This window comes from Demequina sp. NBRC 110056, from assembly GCF_002090155.1.
Classification (GTDB): domain Bacteria; phylum Actinomycetota; class Actinomycetes; order Actinomycetales; family Demequinaceae; genus Demequina.
In genome coordinates this window covers 22,355-40,882 of record NZ_BBRM01000004.1, presented here as the reverse complement: position 1 = coordinate 40,882, position 18,528 = coordinate 22,355, and the positions used below count along the sequence as shown (strand labels likewise).

The window sequence follows — 18,528 nt, the reverse complement described above, 5'->3', positions numbered from 1 at the left end:
GACGCGGGGTGGAGCAGTTCGGTAGCTCGCCGGGCTCATAACCCGGAGGTCGCAGGTTCAAATCCTGTCCCCGCTACTAGCGAGACGAAGGCCCGGATCCCACGATCCGGGCCTTCGTCGTCTCCGCAGTCGATCCTGTGGCGCCCGCACCTTCCCCGACGCGACACGACGCGCTAGCGTGACGCCGTGACCTCGCCTCGCCGCATCGGACTGGTCGGCGCCGTCGGCATCGGGGTGGGGTCGATGCTCGGCGCCGGGGTCTTCTCGGACATGTGGGCCGATGTGCTGGCCGCGGGGGAGTGGTACCTCGCCGCCGTGCTGCTCGCCGCCGTCGTGGCGCTCGCGAACGCGCTGTCCACCGCGCAGCTAGCCGCGGCGCACCCGGTCGCCGGCGGGGCGTACGCCTACGGGCGGCTCGAGCTGTCGCGAGGCTGGGGCCTGCTCGCGGGCGCCGCGTTCGTCATCGGCAAGACGGTCTCCGTGGCCGTCGGCGCGCTCGTCCTCGGCGCCTACGTGCTGCCAGGCCACACGCAAGGTGTGGCGACCGCAGCGATCGTGCTCGCGTGGGCGCTCAACGCCCGCGGCATCACGCGCACCGCCGCCGGCGCCACGGTGATCGCGGTCATCGTGGTCGCCGCTCTCGCGGTGCTGCTGGTGCTCGCGGCGACGACGGCGAGCGACGGCTTCGGGTGGTTCGCCTACGCGTCGCTCGAGCCAGGCGCGGCGTCCGATCCGTCCCCTGCGGGCTGGGCCCCGCCGTTCCTCGTCGCGGCCGCGGCGGTGTTCTTCGCGTTCGCCGGCTACGCGCGGGTCGCGACGCTCGGCGAGGAGGTGCGCGACCCCGCTCGCACGATCCCGCGCGCGATCGTCATGGCCCTGGGCGTGGTGGTGGTGCTGTACCTCGCGATCGCCCAGGCGATGCACGTGTTCTTCTCGGCACCCGACCCCGCGCCGGGCACGGACGCGTCCCTGACAAGCGCCGCGCCGCCACTCGCCGACGCGCCGCTCGAGGGCCTGGCGGAGGCCGTGGGCATGGCGCCGTGGGTGATGACCGCGGCCGCCGCCCTCAGCGTCGGAGGGGCGATGCTCGCGGTCATGGCTGGGGCCGGCCGCACCGCGATGGCCATGGCCCGCGAGGGAGACCTGCCGCGGGGCTTGGCGCGCCAGGGCGCGACCGGAGCCCCGTGGCGGGCCGAGGCCGCGATCGCGCTGTGCGCCGTCGCACTGGTGTGGAGCCGGGGCACCGACCTGATCCTCGTCAGCGTGGCGGCGATCCTGACGTACTACGCGGTCGCCAACGTGGCCGCGATCCGCCAGCGCCTGGCGGGCACCACGGCCACCCTCGCGGTGCCGGTGGCGGTCAGCGCCTTCGGGCTGATCGGCTGCGTCGTGCTCGCCGCGGTGGCGGCGCCGGCAGCGGCGGGCTCGGCGTGGGCGCTCGCGATCATCGTCGTCGCCGTGATCGGCTGGCCGGCGATCGCGACGGCCGTGCGACGCCGAAGGAGCCGCGGAGAACAGCAGGCCGGCCCGACGGAGTAGCAGCGACCGGGTCGCTCGAACCCTGGGCTAGACGACGCGACCCTGGTGCTCGGATCCCGTCGCGCGCGACCCGGTGCCGACGAAGGAGGCGTCGTCCTCGGCGACGAGCCTTCCATCGGCGAGACGCACGGTGGCGTCGGCGATGTCCATGAGTCCCTGGTCATGCGTCGACACCAGCGCCGTCATGCCCTGGGCCGCGATGACGTCGCGCAGCAGCGCCATCACGGCCTGACCCGTATCGGCGTCGAGCTGGCCGGTGGGCTCGTCCGCGATGAGCAGGCGTGGCTCGTTCGCGAGCGCGCGTGCGATCGCGACGCGCTGCTGCTGTCCGCCGGACAGCTCGCCGGGCCGCTGGTCACGATGCTGGGTGAGGCCCACGAGGTCGAGCAGCTCGGCGACGCGCTGCTCGCGGTCGCGGGTGCGCGTCGCCTTGAGCCGCATGGGCAGGCCCACGTTCTCGGCCGCCGAGAGCATCGGCACGAGGCCGAAGGTCTGGAAGACGAACGCGACGGTGTCGCGGCGCAGGCCGGTGCGCCTGCGCTCCGACAGCGCGGTGACCTCAACGCCGTCGACGGTGATGCGCCCCGCGGTCGGGCGGTCAAGCCCGCCGATGCAGTTGAGCAGGCTGGTCTTGCCGGAGCCGGAGCGTCCGACGAGCGCCACCAACCGGCCGCGCGGCACGTCGAACGAGACGTCCTCGAGCGCCGTGACCTGCTGCGAACCGTAACCGAAGACACGGGACACACGTTCGACGCTCACCATGGGCTCGCCGGCGCGCTCGGCGTCGCGACGTTCCTCAGCGCTCATCGCGCACCTCCTCGTGGCGCGCCTCGCCCGCGGCCTGCGACGGCGGCAGGTAGGGGCTGTCGCCGCCGGCCGGCTCCGCCTCGACCGGTGCCGATGTCCTCTGTGCCGATGCGCTCTGGGCTGATGAGCTCTGGTCCGATGCGCTCTGGGCCTGCGTGAATCGCTCGGGCGACGCCGCTTCCGGCGTGGCGGGCGCCGATGCGCTCGGCGGCTGGGCGGCCGTCGGCGCACCGCCGGGCTCTGCCGGCGAGCTCGGCCGCTCGGGCCGATGCGGGGTGGCGTCGTTCCAGACGCCGACGTGGTCCGACTCGAGCTCGAGCCGCACCCGGTCCCGGAGCCCGAGCGCCTCGCGATAGTCCTTGGGCAGCTGCATGCGTCCCGCGCGGTCCAGCACCGCGTACTCCTCGTGCACGGTGCGCGTCTGGCCCTCCTCGTCGACGTGGGTCCTGCGCACCACCTCGGTCGCGGTGCGGCCGTCGCGGATGGCGACGGTGCGCTGGACCTGTGAGCTGACGGCATGGTCGTGGGTGACCACGACCACGGTCGCGCCGAGCTCCTGGTTCGCGGCGCGCAGCGCCGCGAAGACGTCCTCCCCGGTGCTCGAGTCGAGGTCGCCGGTGGGCTCGTCGGCGAAGATCACCTCGGGGTCGTTCGCGAGCGCGACGGCGATCGCGACGCGCTGCTGCTCGCCGCCCGACATCTCCGCGGGCCGTCGCTGCGCCATGTCCGCCATGCCCATCGCCGCCAGCAGCTCGTCCGCGCGAGCCCCGCGACGCCGGCTCGCGACCCCCGAGAACGCCATCGGCAGCGTGACGTTCTCCCTGGCCGTGAGGTAGGGCAACAGGTTGCGTGCCGTCTGCTGCCACACGAACCCGACGACGGATCGGCGGTAGGTGAGGCGGTCGGCATGGTTCATCCGGAGCAGGTCCCAACCGGCGACGCGCGCCGCCCCAGCGGTGGGGACGTCGAGCCCCGACAGGACGTTCAGCAGAGTCGACTTGCCCGACCCCGACTGGCCCACGATCGCGATCATCTCGCCCTTGTCGACCAGCAGGTCGAGCCCTTGGAGCGCCTGCACCTCGATGTTCTCGACCTGGTAGATGCGCACCAGGTTGTCGCACACGATGAGCGCGTCGGCGCCGTACGCCGTCGCCGGGGCGCCTCGAGGTCGCGTGTGCGTCTGGCTGGCGTCGGTCGGTGTCATTGCAGTACCTCCCTCATCGGGACTCTCCATAGCGAAGCACGTCGCTGAGCCGCTCGCGTCGGTGCGCGAGCACCTCCGCCGTGACGGCGATCAGCAGCAGGACCAGCGCACCACCGGCGACGGCGGCGATGAAGCCCGGGCTCGCGACGAGCGGCGGCGGCGCCAACCCTCCGGCGAGGACCTCGAGGCCGAGCGCGCCTCCGAGCAACCCGAGGATCGCGAGCCCGGCCGCAGCACCGCCCAGCACGGCGGCGGCGGTCAGGGGCCCGAGCTCGGCGAGGGCGAGCCACCAGCCGTAGCGAGCGCCCATGCCCTGCGTCCGGAGCATGGCGAGGGCACGGCCTCGCTCGCGCACGCCCTGGGCGACCGTCACGAGGAGCGCCACGGCGGCGAGCACCCCGACGGCCGCGACCCCGACGGCGAGCAGGGTCTCGACGCCTCCGATGAGCGCGGAGCCGCGGACTGCGTCGAGCCAGCCGGCGCGCGTGGTGACGGTGGCCTGGTCGAGGCTCGGGTCGCCGGCGACCGCGTCCTCCGCGCCGGGTCCCGAGACGAACGCCACGTTCGTCGACCACGGCGTCTCGTACTCGAGGCGCGTGAGCGATCCGAGCGGCGCTACGACGAAGGGGCCGGTCGCCCAGCCGTCCGGAGTCGCCGTGGCGATCCCGGTGACCTCGACGTCCACCCATTCGCGGCCGATGTAGAGCTGCGAGGTCTCGCCCGGCGCGACCACGGCGGCGAGCTCGGCCGAGGCGAGCACGGGGACCGGCTCGTCCGGGCCGCGCTGGTCTGCGAGCGCGTGAAGCTCGCGGAGCTCCTGGGAGTCGACGAGACCCGGTTGGTCGAGGATGTCGGGGTAGTCGACGTCCTGGGCGAGCAGGTACGCCTCCGCGTACTCGGAGCCGAGCTGGACGTTGGTGAACTCGCGCGCGTAGGCCTCCGACACCGTGAGGCCGCGTGCGCGCCAGTCGTCGGCTGCCGCCGCGTCGAGCTGGGCGTCGATGCGCACCTGGCCGCCGACCCGCTCCCAGGCGGCCTGCTCCTGACCTGCCCGGACGGTGCCCACCAACAGGCCGCCAGCGACCGCGACCGCAACGGCAAGCACCAGCGCGGTGAGCGGCAGCACCGGGATGCGCTCGCGTGCCTTGGCGAGGGTGATGACGCCAGCGACGCCACGGGTGCGGCGGGCAAGCGACTGGATGAGGCGCATCGGCAGCGGGTACAGCCGCACGACGATCACGACCATCGCGAGGGAGACGAGCACGGGTGCGGCGGCGAGGAACGGGTCGACTCCGCTGGACTGCGTCTGGAGGACGCCGCGCGAACGCAGCGACACGACAGCCAGGGCTCCGAGCACGATCGCGAGAGCCTCGAGCGTGAGCCTTCGCGCGCCGCGCGCGCGCCGCACACGCGCCCGGTCCGCGCGATTCGCCGGCTCGCGCTTGCCCGCCCACATCGCTCGCGCCGAGGTCGCAGCGAGCAGTGGTGGCGCGGCCGCCGCGACGAGCGCCACGAGCGCGACCTGTGCGTTCACGAGGGGAGCCCCTGGCGCGACGGCCAACGATGCGCCAAAGCCGAGCGCGACGCCGACGACGGTGACCGCCAGCGACTCGAGGCCTGCGCGCAGCGCCACGGACGCGACGGACGCTCCCCGCGCGCGCTCGAGCGCGATGTCGCGCTCGCGGCGGCTCAGGAGGAGGCGCGTCATCAGCATGATGACGACCGCTGCCACTGCCACCACGCCCGAGACGATCACGGACATCTGGGCGAGCGCGGCGCGGGCTCGCGCGGGATAGGCCTCGAGGGCCGGTCCGAGGGAGCTCGTGACGTCCGCCGCGACCCGCGCGTCCTCGCCGAGGACGTCGTCGGAGAACGTCAGCTCCCCGAGCTGCGCGGCGATCGTCGAGGCGCTCGCGAGGGTGAGGGCGCTCGGATCGATCGCCAGCTCGATGCTGCCCGCGACGGGCGCACCGAGCCGAGTGGTGAGCTCATCGAGCGTGGCGTCCGACACCATCACCGTGCCGCGGCGGTAGATCGGTTGCGTGGGGATGTCGACGACGGTGGGTGCGAAGGCGTCAGGGAAGCGCTGCCAGATGGGCGCGTCGGGATCGGCGGGCTCGACGATGCCGGTGACTCGCAGCGCGATGTCGCCGCCCACGGCATCCTGGAGCACCACGACCTCGTCGAGCCCAACGTCGAGCACGTCCGCGACGGGTCGGGTGAGCGCGATCTCGATGATCTCGGGCTCGGTGAAGACCGACTGGCCGTTGTCGCCGAGGGAGGCGACCACCGCCACGCCGTCCCGGGGTCCGTCGACCTCGCGGGAGCGGCCGGTCGCGTCGGCGGGTGAGGTTCCTTCGACGAGCGCGACCTCGGCGTCGGCGGCGAAGCCGAAGGTCAGCACGTCCCCCGGGCGCCTGGTCTCGTCGATGGGGCGTCCCCCCGCGGTCGCTTCCTCGACCTCGTTGCCGGGCGCGCTCCACGGAGCGGAGATCTCGGGGGAGAGGACCCACGACTGGACGCCCGCGACGATGCCCGCGGTCTCGGCAGGCAGCCGCTCCGGGATCGCCTGGGCGAGCGGCTCGAGCGACGCGGACTCGAGGCCCCGCGTGGTCCCGATGCCGCCTCCGAACGGGCTGCCGACCGGCACGGCGACGTCGATGTTGGCGCCCGCGCCCGCCGCGGCGGCGGTGTCTCGGGCGCCGTCGTCGAGGGTCGCGAGCACCAGCTGCGGTCCCGCGTACGCGATCACGGCCGCGAGAGCGACGATGACGGTCGCGCCGACGAGGAGCCACGCGTCGCGGAGCGCGCGGCGCCGCACGAGGAGCCACGAGGCACCCGTGAGCCCTTGAGTGCCGAATCCGCGGCTCGTGCCCTCGCCGCCGGTGTCGATCACGGTCGTCATCAGTCCCCCGTCCGCAGGGTCTGCGCGGGATCGATGCGCCGCACCATGCCGGCGACCAGCAGGACGGCCACCACGACCACGGCGACGGCCTCCACCGCGAGGAGCGCGACCGTGGCCCAGGGAACCTCGACCGTGACTGCGGGCAGCGGGGGACGCCCGTCGGCGCCCACGGCGACCAGCGGCCCCACGAGGTACGCGAGGGCGATGCCGAGCCCGAGCCCGAAGCACACGCCCAGGACGGTGAGCAGCACGGACTCCAAGGTGACGACCCGCAGCAGCTCGCCGCGCCCGAGCCCCACGGCTCGCAGCTGCGCGAGCTCGACGTGGCGCGAGCGCACCGTGACCACCGTGTGCACGGCGAAGCCCACGGCGGCGAGGACCACGGCCGCGCCGGCCACCAGCCACAGCGCGGCCTGCGTCGCGACGCGCAGCGGGTCCTCTTGGAGCGCGATGGCCGTCCCGGATCGCGAGCTGAGCTCGGCCTGAGGCGGCAGCGACGCCTCGTAGGCCGGGATCGAGTCGTCGGCGACGTCGACCCACCACGCATCGGGCGTCGCCGCGGCCGCCCCTGCCTGCACGAGCGCGAGCTCGAGAGCGTCGAGATTGGCCACGGCGGCCTCCTGGCGCGGTGCGTCGCCGGGCAGCAGCGGCACCACGTCGGCGACGGTCGCGAGCAGGCTCGTGCCATCGACGCCGATGCGCACCTGGTCGCCGGGGTCGACCGTGAGGCGGCGCGCGAGGGACGAGGTGAGCACGAGCGGCAGGTCGTTCGCGACGGGGGTGGCAGTCTGCACCGCCGATGCCGGCCGGAAGCGCAGCGCCGTCGCGCTGGTGATCATCTCGATGCGGACCTGGTCGCCGTCGGCCTGCAGCGAGCGCACGTCCACCTCGTTCTCGCTCGCGTACCAGGTCAGGGCGGGGTCGACGTCGATCGGCGTGGCCTCGAGCACGGGCTGGGCGTCGACGACCGGCGGCACCGATACGAGCTCCAGCGCTGCGAGGTCGTCGATGGACAGGCGCAGCGTGAGCGCACCCTCGGACGACAGGGCCGAGGCGTCCGCGGTGTCTCCGGCGGTCGAGATCCAGACCGACTGGAAGCCGGTGATCGTGAGCGGGCGCGCGAGGTCGTCGAGCTCGTCGAGCGGCGCGAGCGTCGCCTCGAGAGCCTGGTCCTCGCCATCCACGGGCAGCGCGCCGAGGTCGATGGTCGAGGACCGCCCGTCGGCGTCCACGAGCACGGCGCGCAGCGACACGAGGATGTCGGTGAGAACGGTCGTCGACGTCGAGGGACGGACCGTCATCGCGAAGCCGTCCGCGTCCTGCGGCAGCTCGATGCCTGCGGGCTCGGGCGGTGTCCAGTCGAGCGCGAGCGGGATCCGGGATGCTCCCTCAGCTCCGGCGCGGCCCTCGCTCAGCACCGCGAGTCCCGCGTCGGTCGAGGCGACGATCGCGACGTCGCGTCCCTCCGGCTCCTCGTCGCCGGGGCCCTGCTCGAGCTGCGTCGAGATGACCGCGTCACGGTCGAGCACCGGAGACGCCGCCGCGCCAAGATCCGGACGGTCGGCCGCAGCTGCCTGCGCGGCCGATCCGCCCGGCAGGGAGGTGACGACCGCATCGGCGGGGTGGAGATACTGCGCCTGGTCCTGCTGGGACTGGCGCCACGTCGCGAGGTAGGCCAGCGAGAACGCGCCGATGGAGACGGCGAGGGTCAGCAGCATGACGGCCGAGACCGCGCGTGCCGACCGGCGCCCCACCTCCCACGCCGCGAGCGGCATGACCGCGCGGCGGCCGCGCGATGCGACGCCTTCGAGCGCCTTCGAGGCTGCGGGGATCAGGCGCACCGCGACGAGCGCGCCTGCGAGCAGGGCCAGCGCAGGTCCGGCCGCGAGGAGCGGATCGAGCCGGGCGACTCCGCCGTCCGCGATGACCGGGGACTCGTACGAGCGGAGCTGCCAATAGGCGAGGCCCGCGAGCACCAGCAGGGCGAGGTCGATGCCGCCGCGTTGGAACGCGGCGGCTCGCCGCGGCCGGGCGCTCGCCGACTCGGCCTCGATGAAGCTCGCCGACCGCCGCAGCAGGGGCGCGACCATGACGATCACCAGGATGGCGCCCACGATCCCGGTCACCGCCCAGGTGATCCCCGGGATGCCGGGGTCCTGGTCCATGCCGGCACGAGCCATCGCGTCCCGGGACGACAACGCGCCATACGCGAGCCAGGCCAGCACGGGCGAGACTGCGGCGACGATCGCCCCGAGCACCGTGGCCTCGATGAGTCCCAACCCGAGCAGCTGGCGCCCCGAGGCGCCGCGGGCGACCATCAGCGCCTGCTCGGCGTGCCGGCGCTCGCTCATGAGCCTCGTCGTCTGAGCGAGCGCCGCCACCGACAGCACGAGCAGCAGCAGCCCGGTCACGAGGACGCTCGAGCGCGTCACGGCGAGCGAGCCGACGACGCCGCCGAGAGTCGCGTCGAGGCGGGTCGTGACCCGAACATCGCCTCCAGAGCGGCCCACCGCGGCGATGGTCGCGCGTTCGAGCTCGACTGCGCGCTCGATGAGCTCGTGCGCCTGCCCGATCGAGACGTCGGAGAAGTCGGGAACGTACTCGAGGTTCACGGTGCCCACCGGGTACCGTTCGACGCTCGCGGCCGTGGTCAGGAGGGGGCCGTAGCCGTCAAGGAGGATGCGCCCTCCCGAGAACGGCAGCGGCGTCGCGGGATTGTGGGCGGCGCCCTGGAAACGGTCCAACCGCCACGGGTCGGTCCCGGGCTCGAGGACGGAGTACACGCCGGACACGCGCGACGCGGGCTCGTCGTCGACGCCGAACACGTCCGCGAGCGCGAGCTCGTCGCCGACCCGGACGCCGAGGTCGCTCGCCAGCTCCTGCGGGACGGCGACCTGACCGTCCTCGGGCATGCCGCCCTCGACGATCGCGACGATCTCCTCCACGCCGTCCATCGACGACACGTACGCGAGCGGTCGGCCCTCGGCCTCGGGAATGCTCAGCAGGTCCGTCTCGCGGTGCTCGGCGCGCGAGTGGGGGACGTCGCCGAAGAACGCGTCGACGGCCCCGTCGACCGCGGCCGCGACCTCGTCCGACGGCGCGTCCGGGGTGACGCGGACCACCACGCGCAGGTCCTCGACCGGCGCATCGGTGAGAGCGGACCTCGCCGCGAAGGTCTCGGTCGCGTCGGCGAGCAGCGCGAGCGTCGCCAACAGCGTCGCGGCCAGGGTGGCGACCAAGAGCACCACGGCGAGCAGCGCCCACTGCACGCGCGACCGGCGCAGGGCCAGCCGGGTTCTCCACGGTCGCACGCGGGCGCACTCCTTTGGGTCGAGTCTGCGGTGACGCGGTTCCCATCCTGGTGGTGCACGGGGGCCAACTTCGTCCCCGGGAGACGGTGTTATCGAATCGTTATGACCCGCGAGCGCAGGGCGCATTCAGAGAAGGCGCCCGCAGCCGCGCCGAGGAGCGGGCCCGCTCCTCTCAGGAGGCGGCTGCTGACACGACGGACCACCCGATCGCGACGCACGCGAGGCCCACGACGAGGGTCGTCGCGAGGTACCCGACCGACGCGGTCCAGCGCCTCTCGCGCAGCAGCGTCACGGCATCGACCGCGAGGGTCGAGAAGGTCGTGAGGCCGCCTGCGAACCCGGAGCCGACGACGAACAGGAGCGTGGGGGTGGCGCCGTGCTCGACAGCGGCCGCTGCCGCACCCAGCACCGCGCTGCCCACGGCGTTCGCGGCGATCGTGGGCCACGGGAACGCGGCCTCCGGGTCGAGGCGTGCGATGAGGTACCTGGTCATCGCCCCCAGGCCGCACGCGAGGATCGCCGCGGCCCATGCGAGCGCGCTCACAGGTCGGTCTCCGGCAGCTCAGGCGCCGTGGCGTAGCCGTGCCCGAGGCGCCAGCCGATCCCGGCCGCCGCGACGGCCGCGACCGTCGTCCCGACGAGAGCCGCGAGCGAGACCCAGGCCGGCGCATCGGCCGTCCACGGCAGCGCCGCGACCGCCGAGAACGTGGTGAAGCCGCCCATCGCGCCCGTGGTGACCATCGGGGTCCACCAGCGGACGCCGCGCACCGCTGCGTGAGCGGCCACGAAGCCCAGGATGAGCGACCCGAGAACGTTGACCGCGAGGATCTCCCACGGCAACGAGGCGCCCTCCCAGGTGGCGTCGATCGCCATCCGAGCGGCCCCGCCCAGACATCCGCCGATCAGGACGGCGAGCGGGGGAGGAGGGGTCATCGATCGCCGGCGAGCCACGCGTCCGCGACGGCGAGCTCCGCCTCGAGCCCCTTGACGACGGCGTCACCCACGGCGGACTCGATCATGGCTCCGACGAGCGGGACGCGCACGGAGATGGCTCCTGCGGCCACGAACCTCGTGCCGTCGCCGTCGGGAACGAGGGCGAGCGATCCTGCCGCGTGACCGGGGGCGCCGACGATCTCGACCGCGAACGTGCCGGTGCGGTCGGGCCCGACCGCGGGCTCCCAGACCTCCGTGTAGCGCACCGCGAGGCTCGAGCCGACGAAGGAGCGGAACTCCGCGGGGATGGAGGACGATGGGACCTGCTGGCGGATCGTCACCGAGAAGCCTTCCGCCACGGTGCCTTCGACCTGGACGTCGGGGCTTCCGGAGCCCGACGCGGCCCCGCGCCGCTCCGCGAAGGTGCGGTCGGCAAGCATCGTCGAGACCTCGTCCGTGGTCGCGGCGAAGACGTGGGAATGGCTGATGTTCATGGAGCTCCTCGTGGCCTGCCTTAGGGTATCGCGCCCGGATTGCCTAGTCTTGGAGCCGTGGCAACCCTGAGAGAGACGGCCGAGAAGTACGGCCCCGTGACCGACGCCGAGGCCGACTGGCTCGCGCTGCTCACCGCCGACTGGCAGATCATCGCGGACCTGTCCTTCGCTGATCTGGTGATGTGGAGGCAGGTCGACGGCGGGTTCGTCGCGATCGCCCAGTGCCGTCCGTCCACGGGACCCACGGTGCACCAGGAGGACGTCGTGGGCACGATGGCGGCCGCGGGACGCATCGCCCACCTGCAGCGGGCGGTCGACGACCGCGAGCTCGTCGCGTCGCGTGAGCCCCGCTGGGACGAGACCTACGCCGTGCGGGAGGACGCCCTGCCGGTCGTCATGGACGGCAAGGTCATCGCGGTCCTCACCCGCGAGGTGTCGCAGGCGGTCTCGCGCTCCTCGAGCCGGCTCGAGCTCAACTACAAGGGCGCGGCCGACGACCTGCTGCGGATGATCACCCGCGGCGAGTTCCCCGTGCAGACGTCAGTGACCGGTCCGCGCCGCGGAGCCCCGCGCGTGGGAGACGGCGTGCTGCGGCTCGACGCCGCAGGCCATGTCACCTACGCGAGCCCCAACGCGCTGTCGTGCTTCCACCGCCTGGGCGTGACGGGCTCGCTGATGAACCGCTCGCTTCCGCGCGTCACCAGCGAGATCGTCCTCGACAAGGTGCACATCGACGAGACGCTCGCGATGGTGGTCATGGGGCGAGCGGCGTGGCGCACGGACCTCGAGGCCAACAGCGCGTGCCTGTCGCTGCGCGCGATCCCCGTGACGGAGCACGGCGAGCGCACCGGTGCCGTGCTGCTGTGCCGCGATGTGAGCGAGCTGCGCCGCCGCGAGCGCGAGCTCATCACGAAGGACGCGACGATCCGAGAGATCCACCACCGCGTCAAGAACAACCTGCAGACGGTCGCCGCGCTGCTGCGCCTGCAGTCACGGCGTGTGCAGGCGCCCGAGGCGAAGGAGGCGCTCGCCGAGGCGATGCGCCGCGTGTCCACGATCGCGCTCGTGCACGAGACGCTGTCGGGAACGCTCGACGAGCTGGTGAACTTCGACGACCTCGCGCAGCGCTCCATGAGGATGGCGGCGGATGTCGCGTCGCCGGGCGTGCAGGTCAAGATCGTCCGCGAAGGCGACTTCGGGCTGATCCCCGCGCAGTACGCGTCCTCGCTCGCGCTCGTCGTCACGGAGCTCGTGACCAACGCGGTCGAGCACGGCTTCGAGGGACGGGAGTCCGGCACCATCACGGTCACGTCGACGCGTGAGGGAGAGCTCCTTCACGCGGAGATCGCGGACGACGGCGTGGGCCTCGCAGGGGAGCCCTCGGGGCTCGGGTCCCAGATCGTGCGCACCCTCGTCGAGAACGAGCTCTCTGGCTCGATCTCGTGGCAGCGCACCGACGTGGGCTCGAGCGTCCGGCTCGAGGCACGAGTCGACGACGAGCGCTGACGACAGACGGTCAGCGCCCGTCGGGTGCCCGGCGCGGTGTCGCTGCCGGGCTCGGACGCGCTACTTCGCTGCGCGGCGCGCGCGGGCGGCGCGGCGCTTGAGGGAACGGCGCTCGTCCTCGGACAGGCCACCCCACACGCCGGAGTCCTGGTTGTGCTCCATCGCCCACTGCAGGCAGGTGTCGCGGACCTCGCACGTGTTGCACACGGCCTTGGCCTTCTCGATCTGAACAAGCGCGGGGCCGGTGTTGCCGACGGGGAAGAACAGCTCCGGGTCGTCAACTTCAAGGCATGCTGCGCGGTTACGCCAATCCATGGTTCCTCCTGGGTCTGGAGGCGCGGCAAAGCCCCGAGGTGTGGTGGGGGATCATGCCGCTGCCATCGCGGTACTCACTGCTTCAACTTTCTCATTGTTACGAACAGATGACAAGGGTCTGACGCTGTGCGATCGCTCACAAAGTTCAGCGGCTACCGTTGTCGCCTATGACATCAACGTCCGAGCGGCCCCCCGTGTTGCGGCGAGTCGCGGCCATCCTGGTGATGCTCGAGGCCGCGGCGTTGGTCACTGTGGCGGGCATCTACGTGGTACGTGCGGCCACGGGCGAGGCTCCCGCCGATGCGGCGGTCGCCATCGCGCTGCTCGCGCTGCTTCCGGGGGTAGCCCTGGTCTTCGCGGCGCAGGCGCTGTGGCGAGGCGCGCGCTGGCCGCGCGGGCTGGTCATCACCTGGCAGCTGCTCCAGACTGCGGCCGGAGCGCTGCTCGTGCAGTGGTCGCCCGCCGCCGGGGCGGCGGTCATCGCCGTCGGCCTCGCCGCCGCGGCCGCGGTGCTGCGCGACGCGAGCGACACCGCGCGCGTCGCCGGGACCGACGCCGAGCCAGGGCCGGCGTCCGACCCCCGCGACGCCGCCTGACGCGCGCGGCCGACTGCCAGCGCCGGGCTGACGACCAGCGCCGAGCCGACAGCCAACGCCGAGCCGACGACCAACGCTGAGCCGCACCGCACCGGGCCGCACCGCACCAGCCAGGGGCCTCGTCACGAGGCGAGTCGTGCCGCTCGAGCCACGCCGTCCTCGATCAGCGCGACGCGCCCGGGTCGAGGTGCCGGATCCACGACGCCCTGCCACCCTCGGGGCGCGAGCGCGCGCACGGTGCGCGTGGACGGCTCCATGACGACCACTCTCCGTGTCCCGGGAGGCACCGCGTGCGGGGCATCCACGCACGTCGTGCCGGCACCGGGGAGCGACGCCACGACGAGGTCCCTCGCTTGCCCAGGCGGGCCGACGACGGTGATCGCACCCGTGGGTGCCGGGATCGCCGCCGCGTCGTCCCCGGCGCAGGCCCAGGCGCCGGCCGGCGGGTCGGTCAGGGGCCGCACGAGGACCGCGCCGTCGGCGGCCGCCTCCCACGCGAGCTGTGCCTCCGCCCAGCCGTCCGGCACGCTGCTGCAGCGCACCCACGCGCGCCCGGGCCCTGGATGGGTGAGCGCGCGCTCGCGTGGGACGCCCCAGGCGCTCGCCGCGTGCGCATCGGCTCCCGGCAACACGGCGGTGACGGCCGCGCCCTGGGCGAGCCGGGAGGGCGCGTGCAGGCCGCACGCGATCGCGGTGGGCAGGCGCAGCGCAAGGCGCGAGAGCAGCGCGTCGGCCGCGGCGCCGTCGTCAGCCGCGCTGAGCCGCGACAGCGCGGCCTCGGCGTCGTCGACCAGCAGGAGCACGTCCGCCCTCCCGGCACCCAGATGGAGCGTGCGCGCGGCCTCGCGTGAGTCCGCGGGCAACGCGACCGGGGTCAGCCCTGCGCCGACCGCCTGACGTGCGAGCGCGCGGAGCAGCCCCGTGCGCCCCGAGCGCGACGTGCCCGCCACCAGGACGTGCCCGGCGCCCGGATCCCACGTCACGTGCACCTGGCGGCGCTCGCGCGGCAGGTCGGCGAGCGCGACCGCCATGTCCTCGCCGCGGGAGCCGGCGGACGCGCGCCACCGCTGCGGCAGGGGAGGCAGCCACAGCGGCGCGGCGTGTGCGGCCGTCCGCCACCGCTCGGCGGCCGCGCCGGCGAGCGTCGGCAGTGGCTTCGTGTCGCGGTCTCCGTCACCGGCGAGGGCCGCATGCGACGCTCCGTGCTCCTCCGACCTCGGCGCCACGTGCGTGCCGAGGCGCCGTCCTCCCGCCTGGCCACGGATCCGGCGCACGGGAGGGCTTGGGGCCGCGAACGGCGTCGCGACCTGCACCTCGAGGAGATCGGCGCCTCGAGCGAGGATCGCGCGCCCAGGCAGCGATGCCGGGATCTCGGCGGCCCTGGCCGTGCCGACGAGGTCGCGTGACTCGAGGGCTGAGGACACCCGGAGGGCGATCGTCGAAGAGACGTTCGCGCGCACCTCAGGCGTGACCGCGCCGGCCGGCCGCTGCGTGGCGAGGACGAGGTGCAGGCCGAGCGCCCGACCCTGAGCCGCGAGCCGCGCGAGGTCAGGAACGAACCGCGGGTGGGCGGAGACCACCTCCTGGTACTCGTCGATCACCACGAGGAGCCGAGGCGGCGGCCCGCTGTCGGTGCCCGACGACTCGGCGGCCTCCCACGCCTCGAAGGAGGCGAGGCCCCGGTTGGCGAGGAGGCGCTTGCGCTCGGTGAGCTCAGCCGCGATGGCGTCGACGACGCGCGGCGCCAACGCGCCGTCCAGGTCGGTGAGGAACCCGCACAGGTGGGGCAGGGCGAGGCAGGAGCGAAGGCCCGCGCCGCCCTTGAAGTCGGCGATCGCGACCGCGAGGTCCTTCGGCGGGTGCGCGTAGGCGAGCGCGGCCACGATGAGCTCGAGCGCGATCGACTTCCCGGCGCCCGTGGTGCCGGCCACCAGCAGGTGCGGACCGTAGCGATCGAGGTCCAGGCGGACCGGTCCGTCCTCGCCTGCGCCCAAGGTCACGACGAGGCTCCGCGGCCGACCAGCGCGCGATCGCGATCTGTGGTGCGCGGGTTGCAGGTCGGCCCACCGCACGTCGTCGGGCAGCACCGGTGGGCTGGCCAGGGCTGCGGCGGCCCGGGCGAGCGCATCGGCGGTGCTCTCGGAGAGCGCGAGGGGAGGGAGATCCGTGCCGCCGACGCCGGCCTCGACACGGCCTCGTGGCCCCACCTCGACGTGCGTGCGGCACCACGAGGGCGGGCTCGCGCCCGGCTCGACGTGGACGAGCGGCTCGTCGTCGCGGGCGGGCGCGAGCCACCGCATCCACGGTTCGCTCCAGCGGTCGCCGGCGGGTGCGCGTCCCCGAGCGATCGCGACCGCGCGGACGTAGCCGCGCGCCCAGCGGTCGTCGCCGATGATGGCGATGGCTCCGCGCGGGGGCTCCCACGCCTGGGCCTCGACCGGATCCCGGGAGCGCCAGCGAGACACGACCGCCATGGTGGCCGGCGCGGCCAGCCCGACTGCGGCGAGGTACCAGCGCCCCGTGAGCGCCGCGAGAGTGATGCCGGCCGTCGCCCCGGCGACCACCGATCCCCACGCCACCCCCGCGCGGCGGGACGGCGGAGCCTGCTCGGCGCGCGCATCGGCGCTCCTGTTCGTCCCGGCGGGCAGGGGTCGCTCGACGACGAGCACGGACCTGCCGACCGTGAATCGCTCGCCCTCGCGCACGCGGCGACCGCGGCGCGGCCAAGCGCGTCCTCGTCCAAGGCTCCGCCCCACGCCGTTGGTCGATCCGGCGTCACGCACTCGCGGGCGGGCGCCTCCCGTCACGAGCGCGTGGACCGCCGATACCGCGGGGTCGTCGATGGTCAAGTCGCACCCAGGGTCCCGGCCGACGGTGACCCCCTCCGGCGCGATCGCCACGCTCGCGCCAGCGTCCGGGCCCTCCGCGACGCGCAGCACCGGAACGCCAGGCGCCGGGCTGGCGCACGGTGCACGCCGAGGTCCGTCGGTCAGGCGAGCGCCGTGCACCAGCGGCGGCGTCCCCGCCGGGTGGTCGGCGTCGAGCCGTCTCGTCCCGCACCACAGCTCCGCGGCTCCGGCGAGGCTGAGGAGCGCGCTCGCCGGGGCGCCCGGGCGCACGTCGACGTCGGCGCCGTCGGGCAGGGTGATCCGCATGCGCCCAGCGTGGACCGCGGCGGGCGGCCGCGACAGGTCCCCGAACGGATCTGTGGAGAGGCGCGCTCACTCCTCCTTCACTGTGACGGCGATCCGCGCCTCGCCGCTCGTGGCTCCCGCGGCGTCGACGGCGACGTATGTCGCCCGCACGGTGCCGGACGCGCCGTCGTGCGGCGTGAACTCCACGGACTGGCCCGCGACCGCGAAGACGCCGTCCTCGGTGTCCACCGAGCCCTGGACGCCGGACATCGCGGGATCGAGGTCGATCGCCTCCGCGGCCCACCCCACCTCGTAGACCTTGTCGTTCGCGAGCACGTCGATTGACACGGCGGCGCCCGCGCCGGTCTCCGCGTAGTCCGTCTCAGCGATCGGCGCGAAGGCGCTCCACGGGGTGCCGGCTCCGACGTGGCGCGACCAGTTGCCGACGAGGTCGCACGCGGTGCCGGGGCACTTCTGGGTGAAGCCCACCGAGTCCGTCGGCGCGGCGATGGACGACGCCGGCTGCATGATCCAGAAGTGCGACGCATCGCCGCCGGCCGCGTGGAACGTCTCGAGCCAGTGGTCGAAGACGCGCATCCGCTGGTACTGGTCGATCCATCCGTACTCGCCGATGTAGTAGGGCTTGCCCGCGGCCTCGGCGATGGCGCCGTGCTGCTCGATCCACCACGCGCCCCACTCCTCCCAGTCGTCCGTGGGCGTCGTGGGCAGCCAGTGGTTGGGGTAGACGTGGATGCCGTGGGCGTCGATGTTGGGGTCCTCGAGGAGCGCCACCGGGTCGGCGGACTCCTCGCAGTTGAAGAGCGTGTCCGCGCTGTCGGGCTCCGTGCACAGGAAGCCCTCGCCGCCGAACGCGACCATGTGGTCGGGGTCGATCGACTTCACGTGGGCGGCCATCTCCTGGGCCCACGCGAGGATCATGTCGGAGCCGCACTCGTCCCGCACGGGGTAGGGGCCGGTGTCTGAGCATCGCAGCTCGTTGCCGATCTCCCACAGCATGATGGTGGGGTCGTCCTTGTAGGCGATGCCGGTCAGCGGGTTGACGCGGGTGAGCAGGTGGGTGACCCAGTCCTTGTACCAGCCGCGGATCGTCTCGTCGGTGTAGAACTCGTCGTGGTACTCGCCGCCGGCCCAGCGCACGTACTGGTCCGCGCCGCCGAACGCCGTCCAGTTGTTGACCAGCGGCAGCATGAGCCTGACGCCGCGCTCGCCGGCGGACCACACCATGTAGTCGAGCCGTCCCAGCCCGTCGGGGCCGTCGTTGTAGGCCGGGGCGCCGGCCTCGGCGTCCCAGTACTGGAACGAGGCGCCGTGATTGTTGCCCTCGACTCCCAGCTCGCCATCCTCGGTGCCGGTGTCGAGGAACGCCCAGGCGCGAGCGACGGGCATGGCGCCGTCCGCGAAGGTCTGGAGGTAGACGTCGACTCCCGGCTCCGACTCGAGCATGAGCGTGTAGGCGTTGGCGCTCGCGTAGCTGAAGGGCTCCCCGTCGAGCATGAACTGCCCGTCCTCGGCGTACACGAAGCCCTCGGGTGCCTGGTGGCCGCCGCCGCGAGCCACGCCGACGGCGATGGATCCCGCGAGCATCAGGCCTGCGATGACGAGGATCGCGATCCCGGCACGAGCCGAGGCGGGCGTGGTGGAGCTGTCAGACATCGTCGTCCTTCCAGGGTCCTGTCACGGTCAGGGCCGCGACCTCGACGTCGAGGCCAGGGCGGGTGAGCGCCAGTGTAGGGACTCGGTCGGAACGTTTCGAGCGCCGATGC

The 18,528-nt window shown here is 73.7% G+C and carries 13 protein-coding genes and 1 tRNA gene; 4 read left to right on the top strand and 10 right to left on the bottom strand.

Going from position 1 to position 18,528, the window contains the following annotated elements; genetic code table 11:
• Positions 1-2: 2 nt before the first annotated feature.
• Both B7K25_RS06575 and B7K25_RS06570 read left to right on the top strand, forming a co-directional pair.
• Positions 3-76 (top strand) — tRNA-Met (locus tag B7K25_RS06575).
• A gap of 110 nt (positions 77-186) precedes the next feature.
• A complete protein-coding gene (locus tag B7K25_RS06570) occupies positions 187-1,539 on the top strand; it encodes an APC family permease (protein WP_144018901.1) in 1,353 nt (450 codons plus the stop codon).
• Between the two features lie 27 nt (positions 1,540-1,566).
• Here B7K25_RS06570 and B7K25_RS06565 read toward each other — a convergent pair whose 3' ends face one another.
• The 7 genes from B7K25_RS06565 to B7K25_RS06535 form a co-directional block, all read right to left on the bottom strand.
• Positions 1,567-2,346, bottom strand: a complete 780-nt coding sequence (locus B7K25_RS06565) for an ABC transporter ATP-binding protein (RefSeq protein WP_084104946.1) — start codon at positions 2,344-2,346, stop codon at positions 1,567-1,569.
• On the bottom strand, positions 2,336-3,550 hold the full coding sequence (locus B7K25_RS06560) for an ATP-binding cassette domain-containing protein (protein ID WP_144018900.1): 1,215 nt from the start codon (positions 3,548-3,550) through the stop codon (positions 2,336-2,338). The genes B7K25_RS06565 and B7K25_RS06560 overlap by 11 nt, the downstream gene beginning before the upstream one ends.
• Positions 3,551-3,563: 13 nt before the next feature.
• The gene (locus B7K25_RS06555; RefSeq protein ID WP_084104944.1) at positions 3,564-6,455 is read right to left on the bottom strand and encodes an FtsX-like permease family protein; all 2,892 of its coding nucleotides are present in this window, start codon (positions 6,453-6,455) and stop codon (positions 3,564-3,566) included.
• On the bottom strand, positions 6,455-9,766 hold the full coding sequence (locus B7K25_RS06550) for an ABC transporter permease (protein ID WP_144018899.1): 3,312 nt from the start codon (positions 9,764-9,766) through the stop codon (positions 6,455-6,457). Before B7K25_RS06550 ends, B7K25_RS06555 begins: the two co-directional genes overlap by 1 nt.
• Before the next feature lie 172 nt (positions 9,767-9,938).
• Positions 9,939-10,310 (bottom strand): CrcB family protein, encoded by a 372-nt coding sequence (locus tag B7K25_RS06545; protein WP_084104942.1) that lies wholly within the window; start codon positions 10,308-10,310, stop codon positions 9,939-9,941.
• On the bottom strand, positions 10,307-10,699 hold the full coding sequence (locus B7K25_RS06540; protein WP_084104941.1) for a CrcB family protein: 393 nt from the start codon (positions 10,697-10,699) through the stop codon (positions 10,307-10,309). The genes B7K25_RS06545 and B7K25_RS06540 overlap by 4 nt, the downstream gene beginning before the upstream one ends.
• Positions 10,696-11,193, bottom strand: a complete 498-nt coding sequence (locus B7K25_RS06535) for a DUF2505 domain-containing protein (protein WP_084104940.1) — start codon at positions 11,191-11,193, stop codon at positions 10,696-10,698. The genes B7K25_RS06540 and B7K25_RS06535 overlap by 4 nt, the downstream gene beginning before the upstream one ends.
• Before the next feature lie 57 nt (positions 11,194-11,250).
• Here B7K25_RS06535 and B7K25_RS06530 point away from each other — a divergent pair, with 57 nt between their 5' ends.
• Positions 11,251-12,699 (top strand): sensor histidine kinase, encoded by a 1,449-nt coding sequence (locus tag B7K25_RS06530; RefSeq protein ID WP_084104939.1) that lies wholly within the window; start codon positions 11,251-11,253, stop codon positions 12,697-12,699.
• 60 nt (positions 12,700-12,759) lie between these two features.
• Here B7K25_RS06530 and B7K25_RS06525 read toward each other — a convergent pair whose 3' ends face one another.
• Positions 12,760-13,014, bottom strand: a complete 255-nt coding sequence (locus B7K25_RS06525) for a WhiB family transcriptional regulator (RefSeq protein WP_084104938.1) — start codon at positions 13,012-13,014, stop codon at positions 12,760-12,762.
• A 167-nt stretch (positions 13,015-13,181) separates the two neighbouring features.
• Between B7K25_RS06525 and B7K25_RS06520 the strand changes: the two genes are divergently transcribed.
• Positions 13,182-13,610 carry a hypothetical protein gene (locus tag B7K25_RS06520; protein WP_144018898.1) on the top strand — a complete coding sequence of 143 codons (429 nt, stop codon included), beginning with the start codon at positions 13,182-13,184 and terminating at the stop codon, positions 13,608-13,610.
• Between the two features lie 122 nt (positions 13,611-13,732).
• Here the strand turns inward: B7K25_RS06520 and B7K25_RS06515 are convergent, their stop codons facing one another.
• On the bottom strand, positions 13,733-16,765 hold the full coding sequence (locus B7K25_RS06515; RefSeq protein ID WP_084104936.1) for an FtsK/SpoIIIE domain-containing protein: 3,033 nt from the start codon (positions 16,763-16,765) through the stop codon (positions 13,733-13,735).
• A gap of 66 nt (positions 16,766-16,831) precedes the next feature.
• Positions 16,832-18,418, bottom strand: a complete 1,587-nt coding sequence (locus B7K25_RS06510; RefSeq protein ID WP_084104935.1) for a cellulase family glycosylhydrolase — start codon at positions 18,416-18,418, stop codon at positions 16,832-16,834.
• Positions 18,419-18,528 lie beyond the last annotated feature (110 nt).

What these genes read in the sequence shown, in the direction of transcription:
- B7K25_RS06565 (WP_084104946.1), bottom strand. Translation starts at nt 2,346, where the DNA reads ATGAGCGCTGAGGAACGTCGCGACGCCGAGCGCGCCGGCGAGCCCATG.
- B7K25_RS06560 (WP_144018900.1), bottom strand. Translation starts at nt 3,550, where the DNA reads ATGACACCGACCGACGCCAGCCAGACGCACACGCGACCTCGAGGCGCC.
- B7K25_RS06555 (WP_084104944.1), bottom strand. Translation starts at nt 6,455, where the DNA reads ATGACGACCGTGATCGACACCGGCGGCGAGGGCACGAGCCGCGGATTC.
- B7K25_RS06540 (WP_084104941.1), bottom strand. Translation starts at nt 10,699, where the DNA reads ATGACCCCTCCTCCCCCGCTCGCCGTCCTGATCGGCGGATGTCTGGGC.
- B7K25_RS06535 (WP_084104940.1), bottom strand. Translation starts at nt 11,193, where the DNA reads ATGAACATCAGCCATTCCCACGTCTTCGCCGCGACCACGGACGAGGTC.
- B7K25_RS06525 (WP_084104938.1), bottom strand. Translation starts at nt 13,014, where the DNA reads ATGGATTGGCGTAACCGCGCAGCATGCCTTGAAGTTGACGACCCGGAG.
- B7K25_RS06520 (WP_144018898.1), top strand. Translation starts at nt 13,182, where the DNA reads ATGACATCAACGTCCGAGCGGCCCCCCGTGTTGCGGCGAGTCGCGGCC.
- B7K25_RS06515 (WP_084104936.1), bottom strand. Translation starts at nt 16,765, where the DNA reads ATGCGGATCACCCTGCCCGACGGCGCCGACGTCGACGTGCGCCCGGGC.
- B7K25_RS06510 (WP_084104935.1), bottom strand. Translation starts at nt 18,418, where the DNA reads ATGTCTGACAGCTCCACCACGCCCGCCTCGGCTCGTGCCGGGATCGCG.